This is a genomic window from Enemella dayhoffiae (assembly GCF_002250625.1).
In the GTDB taxonomy this organism is placed as follows: Bacteria; Actinomycetota; Actinomycetes; order Propionibacteriales; family Propionibacteriaceae; genus Enemella; species Enemella dayhoffiae.
In genome coordinates, this window is sequence record NZ_NMVQ01000008.1 from 86,798 (window position 1) to 104,476 (window position 17,679).

Sequence of the window (17,679 nt, forward strand, 5' to 3'; positions counted from 1 at the left end):
TCGGAGACTCCCATGATCATCGAGCTGAACGACACCACCTCCGCCAAGATCTCCTCGGCCATCGTGAAGGCGCGCCGTTCGATCGGTTCGCCGGCCTCGGGCATGGTGCTGACGCTGATCGTCCCGGTCGAGGAGCGGAACTTCGACGACGCACTCCAGGCCTGCCTGGCCGCCGGCCGGGAACACCCGTCGCGGATCCTGATCGTGGTCACCGGGCGGGGCCGCCGGCACCGACTGGATGCCGAGGTGCGGATCGGTGAACTGCCCGGGGAGATCATCGTGGTCCGGGTGGCCGGCGACATCGCGCGGCACGCCGACTCGGTGGTGCTGCCGCTGCTGCTGCCCGACACGCCGGTCGTGGTCTGGTGGCCCGGCAACTCTCCGGAGGATCCCGGACGCGACCCGCTGGGCGCGCTCGGCGACCGTCGGATCACCGACGCGATGGGGGCGGTCCGACCGCTCAAGGCGCTCGAGGTGCGGGCGCGGCACCATGCGCCGGGTGACACCGACCTGACCTGGACCCGGATCACGCCGTGGCGGGTGCTGCTGGCGGCCTCCCTGGACCAGTATCCGGCGCCGATCAGCGCGGTCAGCATCGAGGCGGCCCGCGACAACGCTCCGGCCAACCTGCTCGCCGCCTGGCTGGAGTGCCGGCTCAAGGTCGACGTGCAGCGGGTCGACTCCCGCGGTCCGGGGATCACCGCCGTGCGGATGACCACCCCGGCCGGTGACATCGCGATCACCCGCGAGGACGGCCTGCTGGCCTCCTATCTGGTGCCCGGCCAGCCGAAGCGGCTCGTGGCGCTGCGGCGCCGCGAGGTGAACCAGCTGCTCGCCGAGGAGCTGCGCCGGATGGACCACGACGACATCTTCGAGGCCGCCAGCCAGATGCTGGTGACGCGGTTGGAGCGGGCGACCCGGCGTACCGCGGCCAAGAAGGCGGCGCGGAAGTCCGCCCCTGCGAAGAAGACGGCGGCGGCGAAGAAGGCCGCACCGGCGAAGAAGTCGACCAGCGCCGCGAAGAAGACGACCAGCGCCGCGAAGAAGACGACCGCGGCCAGGAAGACGGCGCCGGCGAAGGCAGCATCCGCGAAGAAGACGCCTGCCAGGTCCACCAGGAAGGCGAGCGGAAGGACCAACGGATGACCGTCGTGAGCTGCACCGACGCCGACGATCTGGCCGCGACCGTGGCCCATCAGCTGCGCCGTTCCCTCAGCCAGCTGCAGGGCGACCAGGACCGGGTGGTCCAGGTGTGTCTCACCGGGGGCCGGATCGCCAACCGGATGTACCAGCAGTTGGCCGATGGCCAGGGCGACAACACCGTCGACTGGAAGCGGGTGGAGTTCTGGTGGGGGGACGAGCGCTTCGTGGCCACCGAGAGCCCCGACCGCAATGCCGGCCAGACGCTGGCCCTGCTCGCCGCCACCATCCCCCTCGACCCGGCCAAGGTGCACCCGATGCCGGCGGAGGGTGGTCTGGCCGATCTGAATCAGGCCGCGGTGCAGTATGCGACCGAGCTCGGCGACACCCGCTTCGACATCTGCCTGCTGGGGATGGGGCCCGACGGCCACGTGGCGTCGGTGTTCCCCGACCACCCCTCCAGCGCGGCCTCCGGCTCGGTGATCGGCGTGACCGACTCCCCCAAGCCGCCGCCGGAGCGGCTCAGCCTGACCCTGTCGGTGATCAACAAGTCCGCCGAGGTATGGCTGATCGTGGCCGGGGACGAGAAGGCGCCAGCCGCCGCCCGCGCGATCGCGGGCGACCGGGACCTCCCCGCCGGGCGCGTCAAGGGCCGCCTGCGTACCGTCTGGTTCGTCGACCAGGCCGCCGTCCCCTCCCGCTGACCCGCCCCTCCTGCCGCCCGACCGCCCACCCCCTCCGCTCACGCTTATCGGTCAATTGTCCCGCGACCCCAATTGGGGGCGCGTGAGCGGTGAGCGATAAGCGTGAGCGGAGGGGGCGAGGAGTCAGGCGGCGTCGCGGAGCGTGCGGGCGCAGCGGGCCGCGTCGCGGAAACCCTCCCGGAAGCGGTTCAGGTCACGCAATTCGGCGTCGATCCAGCGTACGCACCAGAGGCCGGCGTTCCGGATCCTGGCCTCGCGCAGCCGTTCGTCGCGGATCGCGTCGTTGGAGCTCTGTCCGGGTTTCAGCAGCCGGCCATATTTGGTGAGCCCGTCGAACTCCCCCACCAGACCCAGATCCGGCCAGGCGAAGTCGCACCGGGCGATCTCCCGCCCCCAGGTGTCGGCCACCACGAACTGGCACACCGGCCGCGGGATCCCGGCCAGGGCCATCGTCGCCCTGCACCGGGACTCACCCGGCGACTCGGAAGCCTCATCCCCCAGCTCCAGCAGCTGGCGGGCCTGCGGGTTGCCGATCGCCCGGCGCTTCAGGCGTACGCCCAATTCGGCGGCCGTCACCCCGCGGGCCAGTCCCACGTCGAGCACCGCCAGGGCGTCCCGGAACGGCAACGTGCGGATCAGGTCGGCCACCGTCCGGGCCAGTCCGGTGACCGGCAACCCCTCGATGACGGTCCGATCGTCGGTCGGCAGTGGTGCCCGCCGGTGGTGCGCGGTCGGCGTACGCCTGGCTCCGTCCACGCCGTCCCGCAGCAGGTCGACCCGACGCAGCAGCCCGGGCGGCAACGGCAACCCGTGCAGCACCGCGGCGCTGCGGTGACTGAGCACTGTGTCGTCGGAGATCACGGCCCCGGCGGCCTGGATCAGGCAGCGGTGTCGCAGCTGATAGTCCTCCGGCGTCCAGTCCTGCCGCTCGAACTCGTCGGCCGGCGTACCCGGTCGATAGAACCCGTTCCGGATCCGCACGAACTCCCCGCCGCGCACCGCGGAACGGATCTTCTCCGTGTTCCAGCCCATCTCGGTGAGCTGCTCGGTCGTGAACACCCATTCGTCCATGACCCCGATCAAACAGGCTCCGCAACCCCGATGGGCGTTCTCCACAGGAGCAGTTTCCGCCGACGAATTCTGTCCACAGATTTCCCTCTGCGGTGACAGCGCACCCCTCGGCGCCGACCTTGGTTCACGCTCACCAGACAACAGTCCCGCGCACCCAGTTGGGTGCGCGGGACAATTGACCGATAAGCGTGAGCGAGAAGGGGGTCAGTAGATGACTTCGCCGGCGGCGCGGCGGGCGCGCAGCGCGGAGAGCGCCTCGTCCAGGATCGCGGCGGCCTCGGAGTCGCTGCGACGCTCCTTCACGTAGGCCAGGTGCGTCTTGTAGGGCGTCGTCTTGGGCGGCGGCGGCGGGTTCTCCGCGTCCAGGTTGGCGGGCAGGCCGCACCGCGGACAGTCCCAGTTCTCCGGGACCTGGGCGTCGGCGGCGAAGGCCGGGCGGGTCTCATGTGAGTTGGCGCAGAAGTACGACACGTACAGCCGCGGCGCGGCGTCGCCCCGCTCCGCCTCACCCATCGGTCCGGCGCCGACCCGGCTACCCCTGATGGCACTGCCACCTACCACGTGCATGTCTCCTTCGTCATGGCTTGAGGCCTGATTGACCCGCGAACGGGGGGTTGAACATTTGTGCTGGGAGGAGGCCGCGTGCCTCAGGACAGGAACTTGTACAGGGCCAGCAGACCCAGAATGCAGGCGAACCAGATGGTGCCGATGATGATGGTGATCCGGTCCAGGTTGCGCTCGGCGATCGAGGTGCCGCCGAGCGAGGTGGACATGCCCCCGCCGAACAGGTCGGACATCCCGCCGCCGCGGCTCTTGTGCATGAGCACCATCAGCGCGAGGATCACGCTCGTCAGGCCCAGCAGGATGGTCACCACCAGGATGGGCCACTTCATGGCCAGAGGCAGCAGAATCACGGGCGCAACTCTAACTCCGACCGGCCGATTCGCCCAAACGGCGACAGCAACGGCCCCGTCGCGGGATCAACCAAGGCCCGGCAGCGTGCTGAGAAAGGCCAGATGGGCCGCGGCGGACTGGATGGACAGATGCTCGGTGGTGCGGGCCGCATCCCCCGCCAGCGGCAGGGCTTGGTTGAAGGCGTACACCTGATCGTGGGCGACCGGCCCGTACGCCGCCAGCGCCGCCTTGATGCCGAGGAGTCGTCGGCCAGCCGCATGTCCATACCACGGTCGATGCTGGAGAAGGCCGCGGCCACGCTGCGGTCGCCCAGCGACATCACGTCGGACCGGTCCATGCCGCCGCCGCGAGGGTCAGGGTTGTGCAGCGCCGCCCGGGAATCCTTCATCTCCTTGGCCTCGGCCTCGGTCAGCTCGCCACAATCGACGCGCTTCTGGACCATGTTGTCGAACCGATCCCGCATCTCGCTCTGGGCCTTGCCGGTGCGGGTGTAGCCGCGCAGGAAGTCCTCGACCGACATCGAGTGCAGACCCTTCTCCTGGAGCCTGACCTGGCGTTCGTACTCGCGGCGGAGCCAGGGGTCGGCGTCCAGCTTCTTCTGCAGTTCTGGTCCGGGCTTGGCCGTGCACCTGTTGTGCTTCAGCAGATCGCCACCGACCTGCTTGCCGAGCTTTCCCGCCAGCTCGTCATGTTTCTGGTGGCGACCCTGTCCAGCTGCCGCAGCAGATCGTCCAGGAGGTCGCGGACGAATCCCTTGAGGACGACCGTTCCCTTCGACATCGCCCGGGACTGCTCAGCCGATGCTGGGCAGGTCGTAGAACCGGGCGATCGCGGCGAACTCGTCGGCCTGCAGGCTCGCCCCGCCGACCAGGCAGCCGTCGACGTCCGGCTGGGCCATGATCTCGGCGACGTTGCCCGACTTCACCGAACCGCCGTACTGGATCCGCACCTTGTCAGCCAGCTCGATGTGCCGCTCCTCGGCCAGGAATCGCCGGATCGCGCCACACACCTCCTGCGCGTCCTCGGGGGTGGCGACCTCGCCGGTGCCGATCGCCCACACCGGTTCGTAGGCGATCACGCAGGTGGCCAGCGCGTCGTCACCGATCCCGGCGATCGAGCCGGCCACCTGCTCCAGGGTGTACGCCACCTGGTCGCCCGCCTTGCGCACGTCCAGTCCTTCGCCGACGCAGATGATCGGGATCATGTCCCGCTCCAGCACCTTGACCGCCTTGGCCGCGACCACGTCGTCGGTCTCGGCGTGATACTGCCGCCGCTCGGAGTGCCCGACCACCACATAGCGGCAGCCCAGCTTGGCCAGCATCTCGGCCGACACCTCACCGGTGTAGGCGCCCGAGTCGTGCACCGACACGTCCTGGGCCCCGTAGCCGATCTCCAGCCGATCACCCTCGATCAGGGTCTGCACGGTGCGCAGGTCGGTGAACGGCGGCAGCACGACCACCTCCGACTTCGCCGGGTCCCAGCGATGGTCCTTCAGCGTCCACGCCAGTTTCTGCACCAGCCCGTTGGCCTCGACGTGGTTCAGGTTCATCTTCCAGTTGCCCGCCATCAGCGGCGTACGCTCGCTCATCGGTCGCCCTCCTCCAGCACGGTGAGACCCGGCAATTCCTTGCCCTCAAGGTATTCCAGCGACGCCCCACCACCGGTGGAGATGTGTCCGAACTGGTCGTCGGAGAAGCCGAGGTGGCGTACGGCGGAGGCGGAGTCGCCGCCACCGACCACCGACAGCCCGTGCACCTTGGTCAACGCCTCGGCGACCTCCCTCGAGCCGGCGGCGAACGCGTCCATCTCGAACACCCCCATCGGGCCGTTCCAGAACACCGTCCTTGCCGAACGGATCACGTTGCCGAACGCCTGGGCCGACTCGGGGCCGATGTCCAGGCCGAGCTGATCGGCCGGCATCGCGTCGGCGGCGACCACCGTGGGCGGGGCGTCGGCCTTGAACTCCGGTGCGACGACGATGTCGGTCGGCAGCAGGATCTGCTTGCCCTCGGCCTCGGCGCGATCGAGGTATTCCTGGCAGGTCTGCACCTGGTCGCCCTCGAGCAGCGACTTGCCGACCTCGTAACCCTTGGCCTTCAGGAAGGTGAACACCATGCCGCCACCGATGACGAGGGTGTCGGACTTGGCGAGCAGGTTGTCGATCACCTTCAGCTTGTCGGACACCTTGGCACCGCCGAGCACCACGACGTAGGGCTCCTGGGTGTCGGTGGTGAGCCGCTGCAGCACCTCGACCTCGTTCTGCACCAGCAGACCGGCGGCGTTCGGCAGCAGCTTGGCCACGTCATAGACAGACGCCTGCTTGCGGTGCACCACGCCGAACCCGTCGGAGACGAACACTCCGTCCGGGCCGACCAGGGCGGCGTACGCCTTGGCCAGCTCTCCGCGCTCGGTCTCGTCCTTGGACTCCTCGGCCGGCTCGTAGCGAACGTTCTCGCAGAGCATGATCTCACCGTCGCCGAGGGCGTCGGCGAGCTGCTGGGCGGACTCCCCGACCACGTCGTCGGCCAGCTTCACCTCGCGGCCGAGCAGCTCACCGAGCCGTTTGGCGGCCGGGGCAAGCGAAAACTCGGGCTTGACCTGACCCTTGGGCCGGCCGAGGTGGGCGAGCACGATCACCCGGGCGCCGACATCGAGCAGCTGGGTCAGGGTGGGCAACGACGCCTTGATCCGGCCGTCGTCGGTGATCCGGTCACCGTCGAGCGGGACGTTCAGGTCGCAGCGGATCAGGACCTTCTTGCCGCGGAGGTCGCCGAGGTCGGCGATGGACTTCATGGGTGTTCCTTTCGGGTACGCGGGTGCGTGCGGTGGGTGGCTTCGACAGGCTCAGCCAACATCGGCGGGCGGGAAGCAGAACGGGGCCGCAGCGCTCGGCGTACGGCCCCGTTCGGCATCAGATTCTCTTGCTGGGCAGCAGAATCGGGTGGGTCAGAGCTTCTCGCCGACCAGCTTGACCAGGTCGACCAGACGGTTGGAGTAACCCCACTCGTTGTCGTACCAGCCGAGCACCTTCACCTGGTTGCCGATCACCTTGGTCAGGCCGGCGTCGAAGATGCAGGAGGCCGGGTCGGTCTCGATGTCCTTGGACACGATCGGGTCCTCGGTATAGACGAGATAGCCCTTCATCGGCCCCTCGGCCGCCTTCTTCACCGCGGCGTTGACCTCGTCGACGGTGACCTCGCGGGAGGCCTCGAAGGTGAGGTCGGTGGCCGAACCGGTCGGGGTCGGCACGCGCATGGCATACCCGTCCAGCTTGCCCTTCAGCTCGGGCAGCACCAGGGCGACGGCCTTGGCCGCGCCGGTGGTGGTCGGCACCATGTTCAGCGCGGCGGCGCGGGAGCGGCGCAGGTCCTTGTGCGGGCCGTCCTGCAGGTTCTGGTCCTGGGTGTAGGCGTGGATGGTGGTCATCAGACCCTTGACGATGCCGATCTCGTCGTTGAGGGCCTTGGCCATCGGCGCCAGGCAGTTGGTGGTGCAGGACGCGTTGGAGATGATGTTGTGCGCCGACGGGTCATACTTGTCGTCGTTGACGCCCATCACCACGGTGATGTCCTCGTTCTTCGCCGGGGCGGAGATGATCACCTTCTTGGCGCCGGCGTCGAGGTGCGCCTTGGCCTTGGTGGCGTCGGTGAAGAAACCGGTGGACTCGATCACGATGTCGGCACCCAGCTCGCCCCACGGCAGGTTCGCCGGGTCCTTCTCGGCGTACGCCTTGAAGGTCTGGCCGCCGGCGGTGATCGATTCGTCGTCGAAGCTCACATCGCCGGGGAACCGGCCCAGAATCGAGTCGTACTTGAGCAGGTGGGCCAGGGTCTTGTTGTCGGTCAGGTCGTTGACGCCAACGACCTCGATGTCCGCACCCGAGGCCACCAGGGCGCGGTAGAAGTTGCGGCCGATACGGCCGAAGCCGTTGATTCCAACCTTCACGGTCATGCTGGGTTGCTCCTTCGGAGGCGTGTCGCGGGCCTCTCCGGCCCGACTTGTCGGACACCAATCACCCTAGCGGTCGCCGTTCGGCCGCCTGACATGGGACCGGTTGCCAACTGGTACGCCTGAGGGTGCGTTGCCCTCGCCGCCTCAGTCCTCGAGCATGTCCGGGCTGAGGCTGGCCTCGGTGTTCGGGATGCCGAGGTCGGCGGCGCGCTTGTCGGCCATCGCCAGCAGCCGGCGGATCCGGCCGGCCACCGCGTCCTTGGTCAGCGGCGGGGTGTGCAGCTGGCCGAGTTCCTCCAGCGACGCCTGCTTGTTCTGCACGCGCAGCACGCCGGCGGCGCGCAGGTGCTCGGGCACGTCCTCGCCGAGGATCTCCAGGGCACGCTCGACCCTGGCTCCGGCGGCGACGGCGGCCCGGGCGGAGCGGCGCAGGTTGGCGTCGTCGAAGTTGGCCAGGCGGTTCGCCGAGGCCCGCACCTCGCGGCGCATCCGGCGTTCCTCCCACACCAGGAGGCACTGGTGCGCGCCCATCCGGGTCAGCATGGCGGCGATCGCGTCACCGTCGCGGATGACCACGCGGTCCACATTGCGCACCTCACGGGCCTTGCTGGAGATGTTGAGTCGTCGGGCGGCGCCGACCAGCGCCAGCGCGGTCTCCGGGCCGGGGCAGGTCACCTCGAGCGACATCGACCGGCCGGGTTCGGTGAGCGAACCGTGCGCCAGGAAGGCGCCACGCCAGGCGGCCACGCAGTCGCACGCTCCTCCGCTGACCACCTGCGGCGGCAGCCCCCGGGCCGGACGGCCACGGGAGTCGATCAGCCCGGTCTGCCGGGCCAGCGCCTCGCCGTCCCTGATCACTCGCACCACATAGCGGGTGCCCCGCCGGATCCCGGACCCGGTGACCACCACCAGATCCGATTCGTGCCCGAACACCTCGGTGATCGCGGTCCGCAGCCGCCGGGCCGCCGCCCCCGTGTCCAGTTCGGCCTCGATCACGATCCGGCCCCCGGCCAGGTGCAGTCCCCCGGCGAACCGAAGGGTTGCGGCGACCTCGGCCCGGCGGCAGCAGGGCTTGGTCACGGGCACCGTGGCCAGCTCGGCCTTCACCTGATGCGTCAGAGCCATCGCCGGTTCCGGTTCCCTTCGTTGGCGGGCAAGATGCCCATTGATATCAGACCCCCATCAGTTCAGCGAAGATCGAGGCCAACCGCAATGGGTCATGGCGGGCGGAGCCGTCCCGCATGGCCAGATCGGCCACCACCAGGTCCGCCCCCAGGGAGGCGGCGTAGTTCGCCAGGTGTCGATCGTCGCGGGCGAAACTCTCGTCGGCGATCACCGCGTCCAGCCGGAGCCGCGGTGCGTGGTCGGCCAGGATCTCCAGGTGCTGGCTGGCCGAATAGCCGTCGGTCTCTTCGGCGGGCCGCAGGTTGAGCACCAGGAAGCGTTGGGCGGAGGTCTCGGTCAGCGCCTCGGCCAGGTCGGGGACCAGCAGGTGCGGGATCACCGAGGTGAACCACGACCCGGGCCCGAGCACGACATAGTCGGTCTCCCGGACCACCTCGATCACCTCCGGCCGCGCCGGCGGATCGTGCGGCTCCAGGCGTACCGAGTGCACCTCGCCGGGGTTCTTGGCCACCTGCGCCTGCCCGCGTACCTCGGAGATCTCGTCGGGCCGCAGCGGGTCGACCCCGATCACCTCGGCCACGATCTCCAGCGGCACCGACGACATCGGCAGCACCCGGCCCTTGGCGCCGAGCAGCTCGGCCACCATGTCCAGCCCGGCCACCGGGTCCCCGAACTTCTCCCACAGGCCGAGGATCAGCAGGTTCCCGACGGCGTGGCCGCCGAGCGACCCCTCGCCGCCGAACCGGGACTGCAGCACATCGGCCCAGGTACGCCCCCAGTGGTCGTCTCCGCAGAGCGCGGCCAGCGCCATCCGCAGGTCGCCGGGCGGCAGACAGTCGAACTCGGCGCGCAATCGCCCCGACGACCCGCCGTCGTCGGCGACCGTCACCACGGCGGTCAGCCGGTCGGTGACCCGGCGCAGGGCCGACAGCGAGGCATACAGTCCGTGGCCACCGCCGAACGCGGTCACCGAGGGCAGCCGGTCGAAGGCCAGATCGAAACGACGTACGCTCATTCGCGCCCCAGGTCCCGGTGCAGCACCTTGGTCGGCATGCCGATCTCGCGCAGCCGGCTGCCGAGTTCCTCGGCCATCGCCGTGGAGCGGTGCTTGCCGCCGGTACATCCGATGCCCACTGTGGCGAACCGCTTGCCCTCGTTGAGATAGCCGGCGGCGACGGTGATCATCAGCGCCTGCAGCTGCTGCAGGAACGGGCCGGCGGCCGGCTGCCGCAGCACATATTCCGAGACGGGTCGGTTCAGCCCGCTCTGCGGCCGCAGCTCGGGCACCCAGTGCGGGTTGGGCAGGAACCGCACGTCGATCACCATGTCGGCGTCGATCGGGATGCCGTTCTTGAACCCGAACGACATCAGCGTCACCCGCAGCCGGTCGGACCCTTCGCCGTCATAGGCGTGCGCGACGCGTGAGGTGAGCTGGTGCACGTTCATCGCCGAGGTGTCGATCACCAGATCGGCCCCGGCGCGCAGGGTGGCGAGCAGTTCCCGCTCCCGGCGCACCCCGTCCAGCATCCGGCCGTCGCCCTGCAGCGGGTGCGGCCGCCGCGACGACTCCTGCCGCTTCACGATCACCTCGTCGCTGGCCTCGATGAACAGGATCTCCGGGACGGTACCTCCGGCCTCCAGCCGGGCGAACACCCCCGGCAGCTCCTCGAACAGTTCACGACCGCGCACGTCGAGCACCGTGGCGAGCTTGGTCAGCCCCTCGGAGCGGGCCAGGTCATAGAGCTGCGGCAGCATCACCGGCGGCAGGTTGTCCACGACATACCAGCCGAGGTCCTCCAGTGCGTGGGCCGCGGTCCGCCGACCGGCACCGGACATCCCGGTGACGATCACCACGCGGATGTCGGACTCGGTCGGGCCGGGATTCGCCGGGCTGGTCGAGGGGTTCACCACAGCCACATTATGGTCATCCGCCACCGGGCAGCACCTCACCGGTCGCCATGTTGATCGCTTCCCTGGTCGGCTGACCGGCCAGCGCCTCGTGCACCGCCTCGGCGGTGCGTACGCCGAACCCGGGCACGGCGGCGATCTCCTCGACGCTGGCGGCGCGCAGCTTCTTCAGCGAACCGAAGTGCCCGATCAGCGCCTTGCGGCGTACCTCGCCCAGGCCCGGCACCTCGTCCAGCACCGACTCGACCATCGACCGGCTGCGCCGCCCGCGGTGGTGACCGATGGCGAACCGGTGCGCCTCGTCGCGGAGCCGCTGCAGCAGGTACAACCCCTCGCTGGAGCGGGGCAGGATCACCGGATATTCCTCCTCGGGCAGCCACACCTCCTCCAGCCGCTTGGCCAGGCCGCACAGGGCCACGTCGGTGATGCCCAGCTCCGCCAGCGCGGCCGCCGCGGCGGCGACCTGCGGCGGGCCGCCGTCCACCACGACCAGCGCGGGGGCGTACGCGAATTTCCGCGGCACCCCGGTCTCCGGGTCGACGAGCAGGGCCTGCTCGGAACCGGAGCCGTCGTCGCGGCCGGCGGCCATCGCCGCCCGGTCGTCGAGCAGCCGCCGGAAGCGGCGGGTGATCACCTCGTGCATCGAGGCGACGTCGTTCTGCCCCTCCACCCCGCGGATCACGAACCGGCGATATTCACTCTTGCGCGGCAGCCCGTCCTCGAAGACGACCATCGAGGCGACCACCTCGGTGCCCTGCAGGTTGGAGATGTCGTAGCACTCGATCCGCAGCGGCGGCTCGGGCAGCTCGAGGGCGGTGGCGATCTCCTCCAGTGCCCGGTTGCGGGTGGTCAGGTCGGAGGCCCGCTTCGTCTTGTGCCGGACCAGCGCCTCGCGGGCGTTGCGGGTGACGGTCTCCTGCAGCGTCTTCTTGTCCCCGCGCTGTGGGACCCGCAGGCGTACGCGGGTGCCGCGGCGGTCGCTGAGCACCTCCTCCAGCGCCTGGGCCGAGGGCGGCAGGGCCGGCACCAGCACCTCGCGCGGGATGGACCGCGAGCTGTCGGCCTGGGGGTCGGCCGTTCCCCCGGCGAGCACGTCCCCGTAGAGCTGGAGCAGGAAGGTCTCGACGAGCTCGTCGGTGCCGGCGTCCTCGGTCCGGTCGGCGACCCAGCCGCGCTCCCCGCGCACCCGACCGCCGCGGACGTGGAAAATCTGCACGGCCACCTCCAGCGGGTCCTCGGCCAGCGCGACCACGTCGGCGTCGGTGCCGTCACCGAGCACGATCGCGTTCTGTTCGGTGGCCCGATTCAGTGCGGCGATGTCGTCGCGGATCCGGGCGGCCAGCTCGTATTCCAGGTCGTCCGAGGCGATCTTCATCCGGGTCTGCAGCCGGCGCAGCATGGTGGTGGACTGGCCGGCCATGAACTGGCAGAAGTCGGCCACGATCTGGCGGTGGTCCTCGGCCGAGATCCGGCCGACGCAGGGCGCGGAGCACTTGTCGATGTAGCCGAGCAGGCAGGGCCGGCCGGCGGCCGCGGCGTTGCGGAAGGTGCCGTTGGAGCAGGAGCGCATCGGGAACACGCGCAGCAGCAGGTCGACGGTCTCGCGGATCGCCCAGGCGTGCCCGTAGGGCCCGTAGTAGCGGGTGCCCCGGCGTTTGGCGCCGCGGCCGACGAACACCCGCGGGAACTCCTCGGACCAGGTCACCGCGAGCCACGGATAGGACTTGTCGTCGCGGTACTTGATGTTGAACCGCGGGTCGAACTCCTTGATCCAGGAATACTCCAGCTGCAGCGCCTCGACCTCGGTCTGCACCACCGTCCACTCGACCCGGGCCGCGGTGGTGACCATCCGCCGGGTCCGCTCCAGCAGATTGGCCGGATCGGCGAAGTAGGAGTTCAGCCGCGACCGCAGGCTCTTCGCCTTGCCGACGTAGATCACCACACCGTGCTCGTCGCTGAACCGGTACACCCCGGGCTGGGTGGGGATGGCCCCCGGTGCGGGGCGATAGCTGGACGGGTCGGCCATTTCGCCAGCGTAGTCACCGCCGCGGACAAACCGCAGGCTCGGCGTACCGGGCGACGCCCGGAGCACGCGCCTGGACGACCGAGGGTCCGGGACCGCCTAGCATGGGACATATGGCCAGCAGGGATATGCGTTCGGCCCTGCGGGAGCTGCTGCAGGGTGGGGACATCACGTCGTTCCCCACCGCACGTCAGTTGAGCATCGACGCCGACGCGCTGATGCGCGCCGCTGGCGTACGCCGAATCTCCGACCTGCGCCCCCGCCATGTCCGCGACGTCGCCCAGCTGAGCCGGCTCAGCACCGACCCGGCCGGGGTGCTGGCCGGGAACCCCGAGGGCGCCGCGATCGGGGCGCTGCTCAAGGAGGGCCTGGAGGACGGGATCCAGCTGTGGCTGTGCGAGGGCGATTCGGCGGCCCTGGACCGGCTGCGGGAGTTGTTCGGCGCCGACCAGGTGCACATCGTCGGGAAGACCCAGGACGGCCGGATGCCGCTGGCGATCAGCCCGCCCCGGCTGGCCCAGGCGCTCGCCGCTCCGGAGGCCGACGCTCGCCGCCAGGCCTGGCTGACGCGTTCCCTGCAGGGCCTGGACACCCTGCGGGTGCCGCCCGCGCTGGTTCCCTCGTTGGTACGCCTGGACGTTCCGCACGTGCCGCGCAGCCGGCTCGGCCGGTGGCTGCGCGACCCCGCCGTCTTCTTCTATGTGATCGTGCTGGTCTATTCCGCGCTGCGGGCGCTGCCGGTCACGTTCATCGACCAGTTCCACGGGCACCTGGGGATCCTCTGGGCGATCGACATGGTCACGGCCATCCCCTACACGTGGGGGGTGATCGCGATGGTGACGGCCAAGCGCGCGCTGTACCGCGCGATCGGCACCCTGGTCACGGCGGTCACCTTCGTCGCCCCCTACGTGTACTTCTGGGCCTATGGGGATGACTATCCGTGGTGGGTGGTGCTGGTGGTGGCGCTGCTGGTGCTCAGCGGGTTCCTGATCGAGGGCTGGAAGATCTACGCCGACCGACGGATCACTCACGGGCTCGCGCACACCGGCGAGGCCCCGGCCCGGCTGGCCCGCCGCTGACCCGCCGACCGCCGCCGACCCACCCTGCGCCCGCGCTCGGCCCGGGCCGCTACGCTGGCCGGGTTGACCACGACAGGAGTCCAGGCATGACCGATTGTCCGCAGACCGATCGCTGCCCCAGCCGGCGACAGCTGCTGCAGGGCACGATGGCGATCGCCGGCGCCGGTGCCGCCCTCGCCCTGGTCGGGTGCGCCGACGACGGTGTCGGGGCAGCCCCCACGCCCACCCCGGCCGGGCCGCCGGTCGAGGTGCCGAAGGCGAAGGTGCCGGTCGGCGGCGGCGTGGTGCTGGAGAAGCGTTACGTGGTCACCCAACCCAGCACCGGCGAATACCATGCGTTCACCAAGGTGTGCCCGCACGGCGGCTGCGCGGTCTCGTTCGTGAAGAACCAGCAGATCGTCTGCGCCTGCCACGGCTCGGAGTTCTCGATCACCGACGGCGCCCGGACCGCCGGCCCCGCCCGGAAGGGGTTGACAGCCGCCCCGGTGACCGAGTCGGGTGACAACCTGGTGATCGGCTGACGGTGCGCCTGCGCGGAGCACGCCCGGGGCGGTTGCCGCTGGAACAGCTGCCGGTGGCCCATCCGGGCCGGCCGACCAGGGTCGTCGGCATCGTCAATCCGGTCCGCCCGAAGGCCGCCTGGGCGACCAACGAGCTGCGGGTCGCCTGCCAGCAGGCGGACTGGCCCGACCCCGAGATCGTCACCACCACCATCGCCGAACCCGGTGCCAGCCAGGCCGAGCGGGCGGTGGCCACGGGAGCCGGCCTGGTGGTGGCCATGGGCGGCGACGGCACGGTGCGCACGGTCGCCCGCGGGCTGGCCCATTCGGGCGTACCGCTGGGGGTCGTGCCGCTCGGCACCGCGAACCTGTTCGCCCGCAACCTGCTGCTGCCGCCGGGAAACCTGCGCCGCTGCGTCCGGCTGGCCCTGCACGGGGCGACGGCAACGGTCGACCTGGGCTGGGTGAGCGTACGGGCTCGGCCGGGGTTCGGCGAGTGGTTGCCCGAGGAGACCTTCCTGGTGCTCGCCGGGATGGGCCACGACGCCGCCACGGTCCGCGGCACCACCGCCACCGGCAAGTCGCTGCTGGGGTGGCTGGCCTACCTCGGCAGCGGCGCCCGCCATCTGCACCGCAAACCGGTACGCCTGCGGGTCAGCCTGGACGGCCGCGAGTCCGAGGACACCTCAGTGTGGTCGCTGCTGGTCGGGAACTGCGGCCGGATCCCCGGCGGGATCCAGATCTTCCCGCACGCCCGGTTGGACGACGCCCGGCTGGAGGTGATGCAGGCCCGGGTCCGCAACCCGGCCCAGTGGCTGCCGGTCGCCGGGCAGGGGTTGCTGCACCGGCCGGTGCGCGGCTCGGGCCTGGTGCTGAGCAGTTGTCACGAGGTGCAGGTGGTGCCCGAGGTGCCACAGCCGGTCCAGCTCGACGGGGACCCCTTTTCGGCGGTGGGCGAGGCCCGGTTCCGGGTGGACCCAGGAGCGATCGCGGTACGCCTGGACCCACGGGTCGGCGGTGGGAAGTCCAGGGTGCCGGACGAGGGAGCCGAGGGTGGGTGAGCTGAGCGAGCGGGTCGCCGAACTGCTGCACGGTCGCACGGATCGGCGTGACGAGCGGGCGGTGCTGCGACTGCTCGCCGGCTGCCCCGCGGCGGAGCTGAACCGGCTGCTCGCCGAGGTCGACCCGGTGGCGCTGTTCGGGTCGGTGGATGATCGGCTGTTCGGCCCCGACCTGCGCTCCGAGCTGGTGCACCTGCTGGCCGTCGAGCGACGGGCCGAGCTCGACCTGCCCGGCCGGGCCCAGGTTGCGCTGGGGCTGCAGCTGCTGGGTGCCGACCCCAAGCGGGACGAGGCGCTGGCGGCGCTGCTGCTCGAGGTGCGCGGGATCGAGCTGACCCGGTTGAAGAACCTGCTGAACACCCACAGCGCCCACGACCTGGAAGACCTGGTCTATGCCCGGCTGGCCGCCGAACAGGTGCGGCAACGGGTGCTGGACCATCTGGCGACCGAGGCGGCGGGGCTCAGCATCGGCGAGCCGAAGATCCTGTCCGACATCGACGACACCGCGCTGTGCGTGCTGCACGACCGCCGCTATCCCCGCGGCATCGTCTATCCCGGGGTGCTGGCGCTGTATGGGGCGCTGGACCAGGGCCCCGACGATGCGCCCTTCGACACCGGTGACCTGACCTTCGTGACGGCCCGGCCCCGCGACGCGTTCGGGCTGATCGAGAGCCGCTCCCGTGACGCGCTGCGGCGGGCCGGGGTGTCCCGGCTGTCGCTGATGTCCGGCACCCTGCGGCACCTGCACTCCCGGGCGGCGATGGCCAGGCGCAAGCTGGACAACGTGCGGCACTACCGCCGGCTGTTCGGTGAATACCAGCTGATGTTCATCGGCGACTCCGGGCAGGGCGACGTGCGGGTCGGCGAAGGGTTGTACGCCGAGCACGGCGAGGTGGTCCGGCTGGTGCTGATCCACGACGTGGTGGGCACCGCGCCGACCGAGCGGGAGGCGTACGCCCGCCAGGGCATCTGGTTCTTCGACACCTACGTGGGGGCCGCGCTGGTGGCGCACGAACACGGGCTGATCAGCGCCGCCGGGCTGGACGCGGTCGTGGTGGAGGCGGTGCGGGAGTTCGAGCGGCTGGAATGGGACTCGGCCGCCCAACGCGCCGGGATGCGGGCGCTGTTCGAGCGCGACCTGCTCAGGCTGCCGGATCGGCCCGGCGCCGCAGCGTCCGGGCAAACCCCGCCAACAGGAACCAGCCGCCACCGATCCACATGAGCAGCTGCGCCGGCAGCTGCCGCTCTGGATAGACCAGGGTCTGACAGACGATGGCGACCAGCCACGCCAGCACGGCCACGATGTTGACGATCATCAGCCGGCGGACCCGGAACGGGTGCACGAACTGGATCGGGACCAGGGTGAGCACCGCCAGCACGAGCGTGGCGACCAGGTTGAATACCCAGCCGGTGCCGAGCAGCCACATGTGCACGGCGACCACGTTCCAGGCGGCCGGGAAGCCGACGAAGTAGTAGTCGGTCGACTTCATCTGCTTGTTGCAGTAGCAGAACAGCGAGGACGCGCAGACCACGATCAGCACCAGCCCGGGCACCGGGTCCGGGCCGAGCGGCAGGCAGCGGTACATGAACAGCGCCGGGATGAAAGTCCAGGTCAGATAGTCGACGATCAGGTCCAGCGCCGACCCGTCGAACCACGGCACCCGCTCGGTCACCTTGGCCCTGCGCGCGAGGGTCCCGTCGAGCCCGTCGACGATCAGCGCGACGCCGAGCCAGCCCCACATCTCCACCAGGTCGTTGCGCAGCAGCGCCAGCAGCGCCAGACAGGCCCAGACGATGCCGGTCATCGTCAGCGCATGGACCCCCCAGGCGGCCAGCCGCTGGGTCAGCGAGTACGCCGGGGCGGCTGATTCGGGTCTGGACACCCGCACGATTGTGCCGTACGCCCGGGCTGACACCTACTAGCGCGCGCCGGCTCGCCTGGCCGGGGCCTTCTTGGCGGCCGTCTTCTTCGCGGTCGCCTTCCGCGCCGGGGCCTTCTTGACGGCGGTCTTCCGGGTGGTCGCCTTGGTGGTCGCCGCCTTCTTCGCGGGGGCCTTCTTGGCCGTGGTCTTCTTGGCGGGGGCCTTGTTGGCCGTGGACCGGGTCACGACCTTTCGTGCCGTGCCGGCCCCGGCGGCCACCGCCGGGGTGTCGAAGAGCGGCTCGGCGGGCTCGGCGACCGGCACGTGGTGCCCTTCCACC

Annotated in this window: 20 protein-coding genes; 6 read left to right on the plus strand and 14 right to left on the minus strand. The window is 70.5% G+C overall.

Annotation, left to right across the window (positions count from 1 at the left end):
* The first annotated feature begins 12 nt into the window (after positions 1 to 12).
* The gene (locus tag CGZ93_RS06725) at positions 13 to 1,146 is read left to right on the plus strand and encodes a glucose-6-phosphate dehydrogenase assembly protein OpcA (RefSeq protein WP_094363376.1); all 1,134 of its coding nucleotides are present in this window, start codon (positions 13 to 15) and stop codon (positions 1,144 to 1,146) included.
* Complete coding sequence (gene pgl / locus CGZ93_RS06730) at positions 1,143 to 1,844, plus strand: 6-phosphogluconolactonase (protein WP_094363377.1); 702 nt, start codon at positions 1,143 to 1,145, stop codon at positions 1,842 to 1,844. Before CGZ93_RS06725 ends, pgl begins: the two co-directional genes overlap by 4 nt.
* A gap of 123 nt (positions 1,845 to 1,967) precedes the next feature.
* On the opposite strand, the gene CGZ93_RS06735 is transcribed toward pgl, so the two are convergent.
* From CGZ93_RS06735 to uvrC, 12 genes are all read right to left on the minus strand, one after another.
* The gene (locus tag CGZ93_RS06735) at positions 1,968 to 2,915 is read right to left on the minus strand and encodes a type IV toxin-antitoxin system AbiEi family antitoxin domain-containing protein (RefSeq protein ID WP_141211111.1); all 948 of its coding nucleotides are present in this window, start codon (positions 2,913 to 2,915) and stop codon (positions 1,968 to 1,970) included.
* A 204-nt stretch (positions 2,916 to 3,119) separates the two neighbouring features.
* Positions 3,120 to 3,476, minus strand: a complete 357-nt coding sequence (locus CGZ93_RS06740; RefSeq protein ID WP_094363399.1) for an RNA polymerase-binding protein RbpA — start codon at positions 3,474 to 3,476, stop codon at positions 3,120 to 3,122.
* Positions 3,477 to 3,562: 86 nt separating this feature from the next.
* Positions 3,563 to 3,808, minus strand: coding sequence for a preprotein translocase subunit SecG (gene secG, locus CGZ93_RS06745; RefSeq protein ID WP_094363400.1), 246 nt, complete (start codon positions 3,806 to 3,808; stop codon positions 3,563 to 3,565).
* A 17-nt stretch (positions 3,809 to 3,825) separates the two neighbouring features.
* Positions 3,826 to 4,512, minus strand: a complete 687-nt coding sequence (locus CGZ93_RS06750; protein WP_324252437.1) for a polymorphic toxin type 15 domain-containing protein — start codon at positions 4,510 to 4,512, stop codon at positions 3,826 to 3,828.
* Positions 4,470 to 4,610, minus strand: a complete 141-nt coding sequence (locus tag CGZ93_RS19360; RefSeq protein WP_229117255.1) for a hypothetical protein — start codon at positions 4,608 to 4,610, stop codon at positions 4,470 to 4,472. The genes CGZ93_RS06750 and CGZ93_RS19360 overlap by 43 nt, the downstream gene beginning before the upstream one ends.
* A gap of 13 nt (positions 4,611 to 4,623) precedes the next feature.
* A complete protein-coding gene (tpiA, locus tag CGZ93_RS06755) occupies positions 4,624 to 5,418 on the minus strand; it encodes a triose-phosphate isomerase (RefSeq protein ID WP_094363380.1) in 795 nt (264 codons plus the stop codon).
* Entirely contained in the window at positions 5,415 to 6,623 is a 1,209-nt protein-coding gene (locus tag CGZ93_RS06760) for a phosphoglycerate kinase (protein WP_094363381.1), read from the minus strand. Before CGZ93_RS06760 ends, tpiA begins: the two co-directional genes overlap by 4 nt.
* Positions 6,624 to 6,776: 153 nt before the next feature.
* Positions 6,777 to 7,781 (minus strand): type I glyceraldehyde-3-phosphate dehydrogenase, encoded by a 1,005-nt coding sequence (gap, locus tag CGZ93_RS06765; RefSeq protein ID WP_094363382.1) that lies wholly within the window; start codon positions 7,779 to 7,781, stop codon positions 6,777 to 6,779.
* A gap of 144 nt (positions 7,782 to 7,925) precedes the next feature.
* The gene (gene whiA / locus CGZ93_RS06770; protein ID WP_094363383.1) at positions 7,926 to 8,906 is read right to left on the minus strand and encodes a DNA-binding protein WhiA; all 981 of its coding nucleotides are present in this window, start codon (positions 8,904 to 8,906) and stop codon (positions 7,926 to 7,928) included.
* Between the two features lie 46 nt (positions 8,907 to 8,952).
* The gene (locus CGZ93_RS06775) at positions 8,953 to 9,921 is read right to left on the minus strand and encodes a gluconeogenesis factor YvcK family protein (RefSeq protein WP_094363384.1); all 969 of its coding nucleotides are present in this window, start codon (positions 9,919 to 9,921) and stop codon (positions 8,953 to 8,955) included.
* On the minus strand, positions 9,918 to 10,814 hold the full coding sequence (gene rapZ / locus CGZ93_RS06780; RefSeq protein WP_267489718.1) for an RNase adapter RapZ: 897 nt from the start codon (positions 10,812 to 10,814) through the stop codon (positions 9,918 to 9,920). Before rapZ ends, CGZ93_RS06775 begins: the two co-directional genes overlap by 4 nt.
* Before the next feature lie 16 nt (positions 10,815 to 10,830).
* Entirely contained in the window at positions 10,831 to 12,840 is a 2,010-nt protein-coding gene (gene uvrC, locus CGZ93_RS06785) for an excinuclease ABC subunit UvrC (RefSeq protein WP_094363385.1), read from the minus strand.
* Between the two features lie 110 nt (positions 12,841 to 12,950).
* Here uvrC and CGZ93_RS06790 point away from each other — a divergent pair, with 110 nt between their 5' ends.
* The 4 genes from CGZ93_RS06790 to CGZ93_RS06805 all read left to right on the plus strand — a co-directional run bounded on the left by CGZ93_RS06790 (position 12,951) and on the right by CGZ93_RS06805 (position 16,699).
* Positions 12,951 to 13,916, plus strand: a complete 966-nt coding sequence (locus CGZ93_RS06790) for a hypothetical protein (protein WP_141211112.1) — start codon at positions 12,951 to 12,953, stop codon at positions 13,914 to 13,916.
* Positions 13,917 to 14,002: 86 nt separating this feature from the next.
* On the plus strand, positions 14,003 to 14,437 hold the full coding sequence (locus CGZ93_RS06795) for a QcrA and Rieske domain-containing protein (RefSeq protein WP_229117256.1): 435 nt from the start codon (positions 14,003 to 14,005) through the stop codon (positions 14,435 to 14,437).
* A 2-nt stretch (positions 14,438 to 14,439) separates the two neighbouring features.
* The gene (locus tag CGZ93_RS06800) at positions 14,440 to 15,477 is read left to right on the plus strand and encodes a diacylglycerol/lipid kinase family protein (protein ID WP_094363387.1); all 1,038 of its coding nucleotides are present in this window, start codon (positions 14,440 to 14,442) and stop codon (positions 15,475 to 15,477) included.
* Positions 15,470 to 16,699 carry a phosphatase domain-containing protein gene (locus tag CGZ93_RS06805; RefSeq protein ID WP_094363388.1) on the plus strand — a complete coding sequence of 410 codons (1,230 nt, stop codon included), beginning with the start codon at positions 15,470 to 15,472 and terminating at the stop codon, positions 16,697 to 16,699. The genes CGZ93_RS06800 and CGZ93_RS06805 overlap by 8 nt, the downstream gene beginning before the upstream one ends.
* On the opposite strand, the gene CGZ93_RS06810 is transcribed toward CGZ93_RS06805, so the two are convergent.
* Together CGZ93_RS06810 and CGZ93_RS18835 are read right to left on the minus strand one after the other, a co-directional pair.
* Positions 16,620 to 17,360 carry a CDP-alcohol phosphatidyltransferase family protein gene (locus tag CGZ93_RS06810; RefSeq protein ID WP_229117257.1) on the minus strand — a complete coding sequence of 247 codons (741 nt, stop codon included), beginning with the start codon at positions 17,358 to 17,360 and terminating at the stop codon, positions 16,620 to 16,622. The two genes, CGZ93_RS06805 and CGZ93_RS06810, sit on opposite strands and share 80 nt — an antisense overlap.
* A gap of 36 nt (positions 17,361 to 17,396) precedes the next feature.
* Positions 17,397 to 17,679: hypothetical protein (locus CGZ93_RS18835; RefSeq protein ID WP_229117258.1), on the minus strand; the 283-nt coding region annotated here is incomplete at its 5' end.

Coding starts and splice junctions, on each gene's coding strand:
- CGZ93_RS06725 (WP_094363376.1), top strand. CDS start 13: ATGATCATCGAGCTGAACGACACCACCTCCGCCAAGATCTCCTCGGCC.
- pgl (WP_094363377.1), top strand. CDS start 1,143: ATGACCGTCGTGAGCTGCACCGACGCCGACGATCTGGCCGCGACCGTG.
- CGZ93_RS06735 (WP_141211111.1), bottom strand. CDS start 2,915: ATGGACGAATGGGTGTTCACGACCGAGCAGCTCACCGAGATGGGCTGG.
- secG (WP_094363400.1), bottom strand. CDS start 3,808: ATGAAGTGGCCCATCCTGGTGGTGACCATCCTGCTGGGCCTGACGAGC.
- CGZ93_RS19360 (WP_229117255.1), bottom strand. CDS start 4,610: ATGTCGAAGGGAACGGTCGTCCTCAAGGGATTCGTCCGCGACCTCCTG.
- tpiA (WP_094363380.1), bottom strand. CDS start 5,418: ATGAGCGAGCGTACGCCGCTGATGGCGGGCAACTGGAAGATGAACCTG.
- CGZ93_RS06760 (WP_094363381.1), bottom strand. CDS start 6,623: ATGAAGTCCATCGCCGACCTCGGCGACCTCCGCGGCAAGAAGGTCCTG.
- gap (WP_094363382.1), bottom strand. CDS start 7,781: ATGACCGTGAAGGTTGGAATCAACGGCTTCGGCCGTATCGGCCGCAAC.
- whiA (WP_094363383.1), bottom strand. CDS start 8,906: ATGGCTCTGACGCATCAGGTGAAGGCCGAGCTGGCCACGGTGCCCGTG.
- CGZ93_RS06775 (WP_094363384.1), bottom strand. CDS start 9,921: ATGAGCGTACGTCGTTTCGATCTGGCCTTCGACCGGCTGCCCTCGGTG.
- uvrC (WP_094363385.1), bottom strand. CDS start 12,840: ATGGCCGACCCGTCCAGCTATCGCCCCGCACCGGGGGCCATCCCCACC.
- CGZ93_RS06790 (WP_141211112.1), top strand. CDS start 12,951: ATGGCCAGCAGGGATATGCGTTCGGCCCTGCGGGAGCTGCTGCAGGGT.
- CGZ93_RS06795 (WP_229117256.1), top strand. CDS start 14,003: ATGACCGATTGTCCGCAGACCGATCGCTGCCCCAGCCGGCGACAGCTG.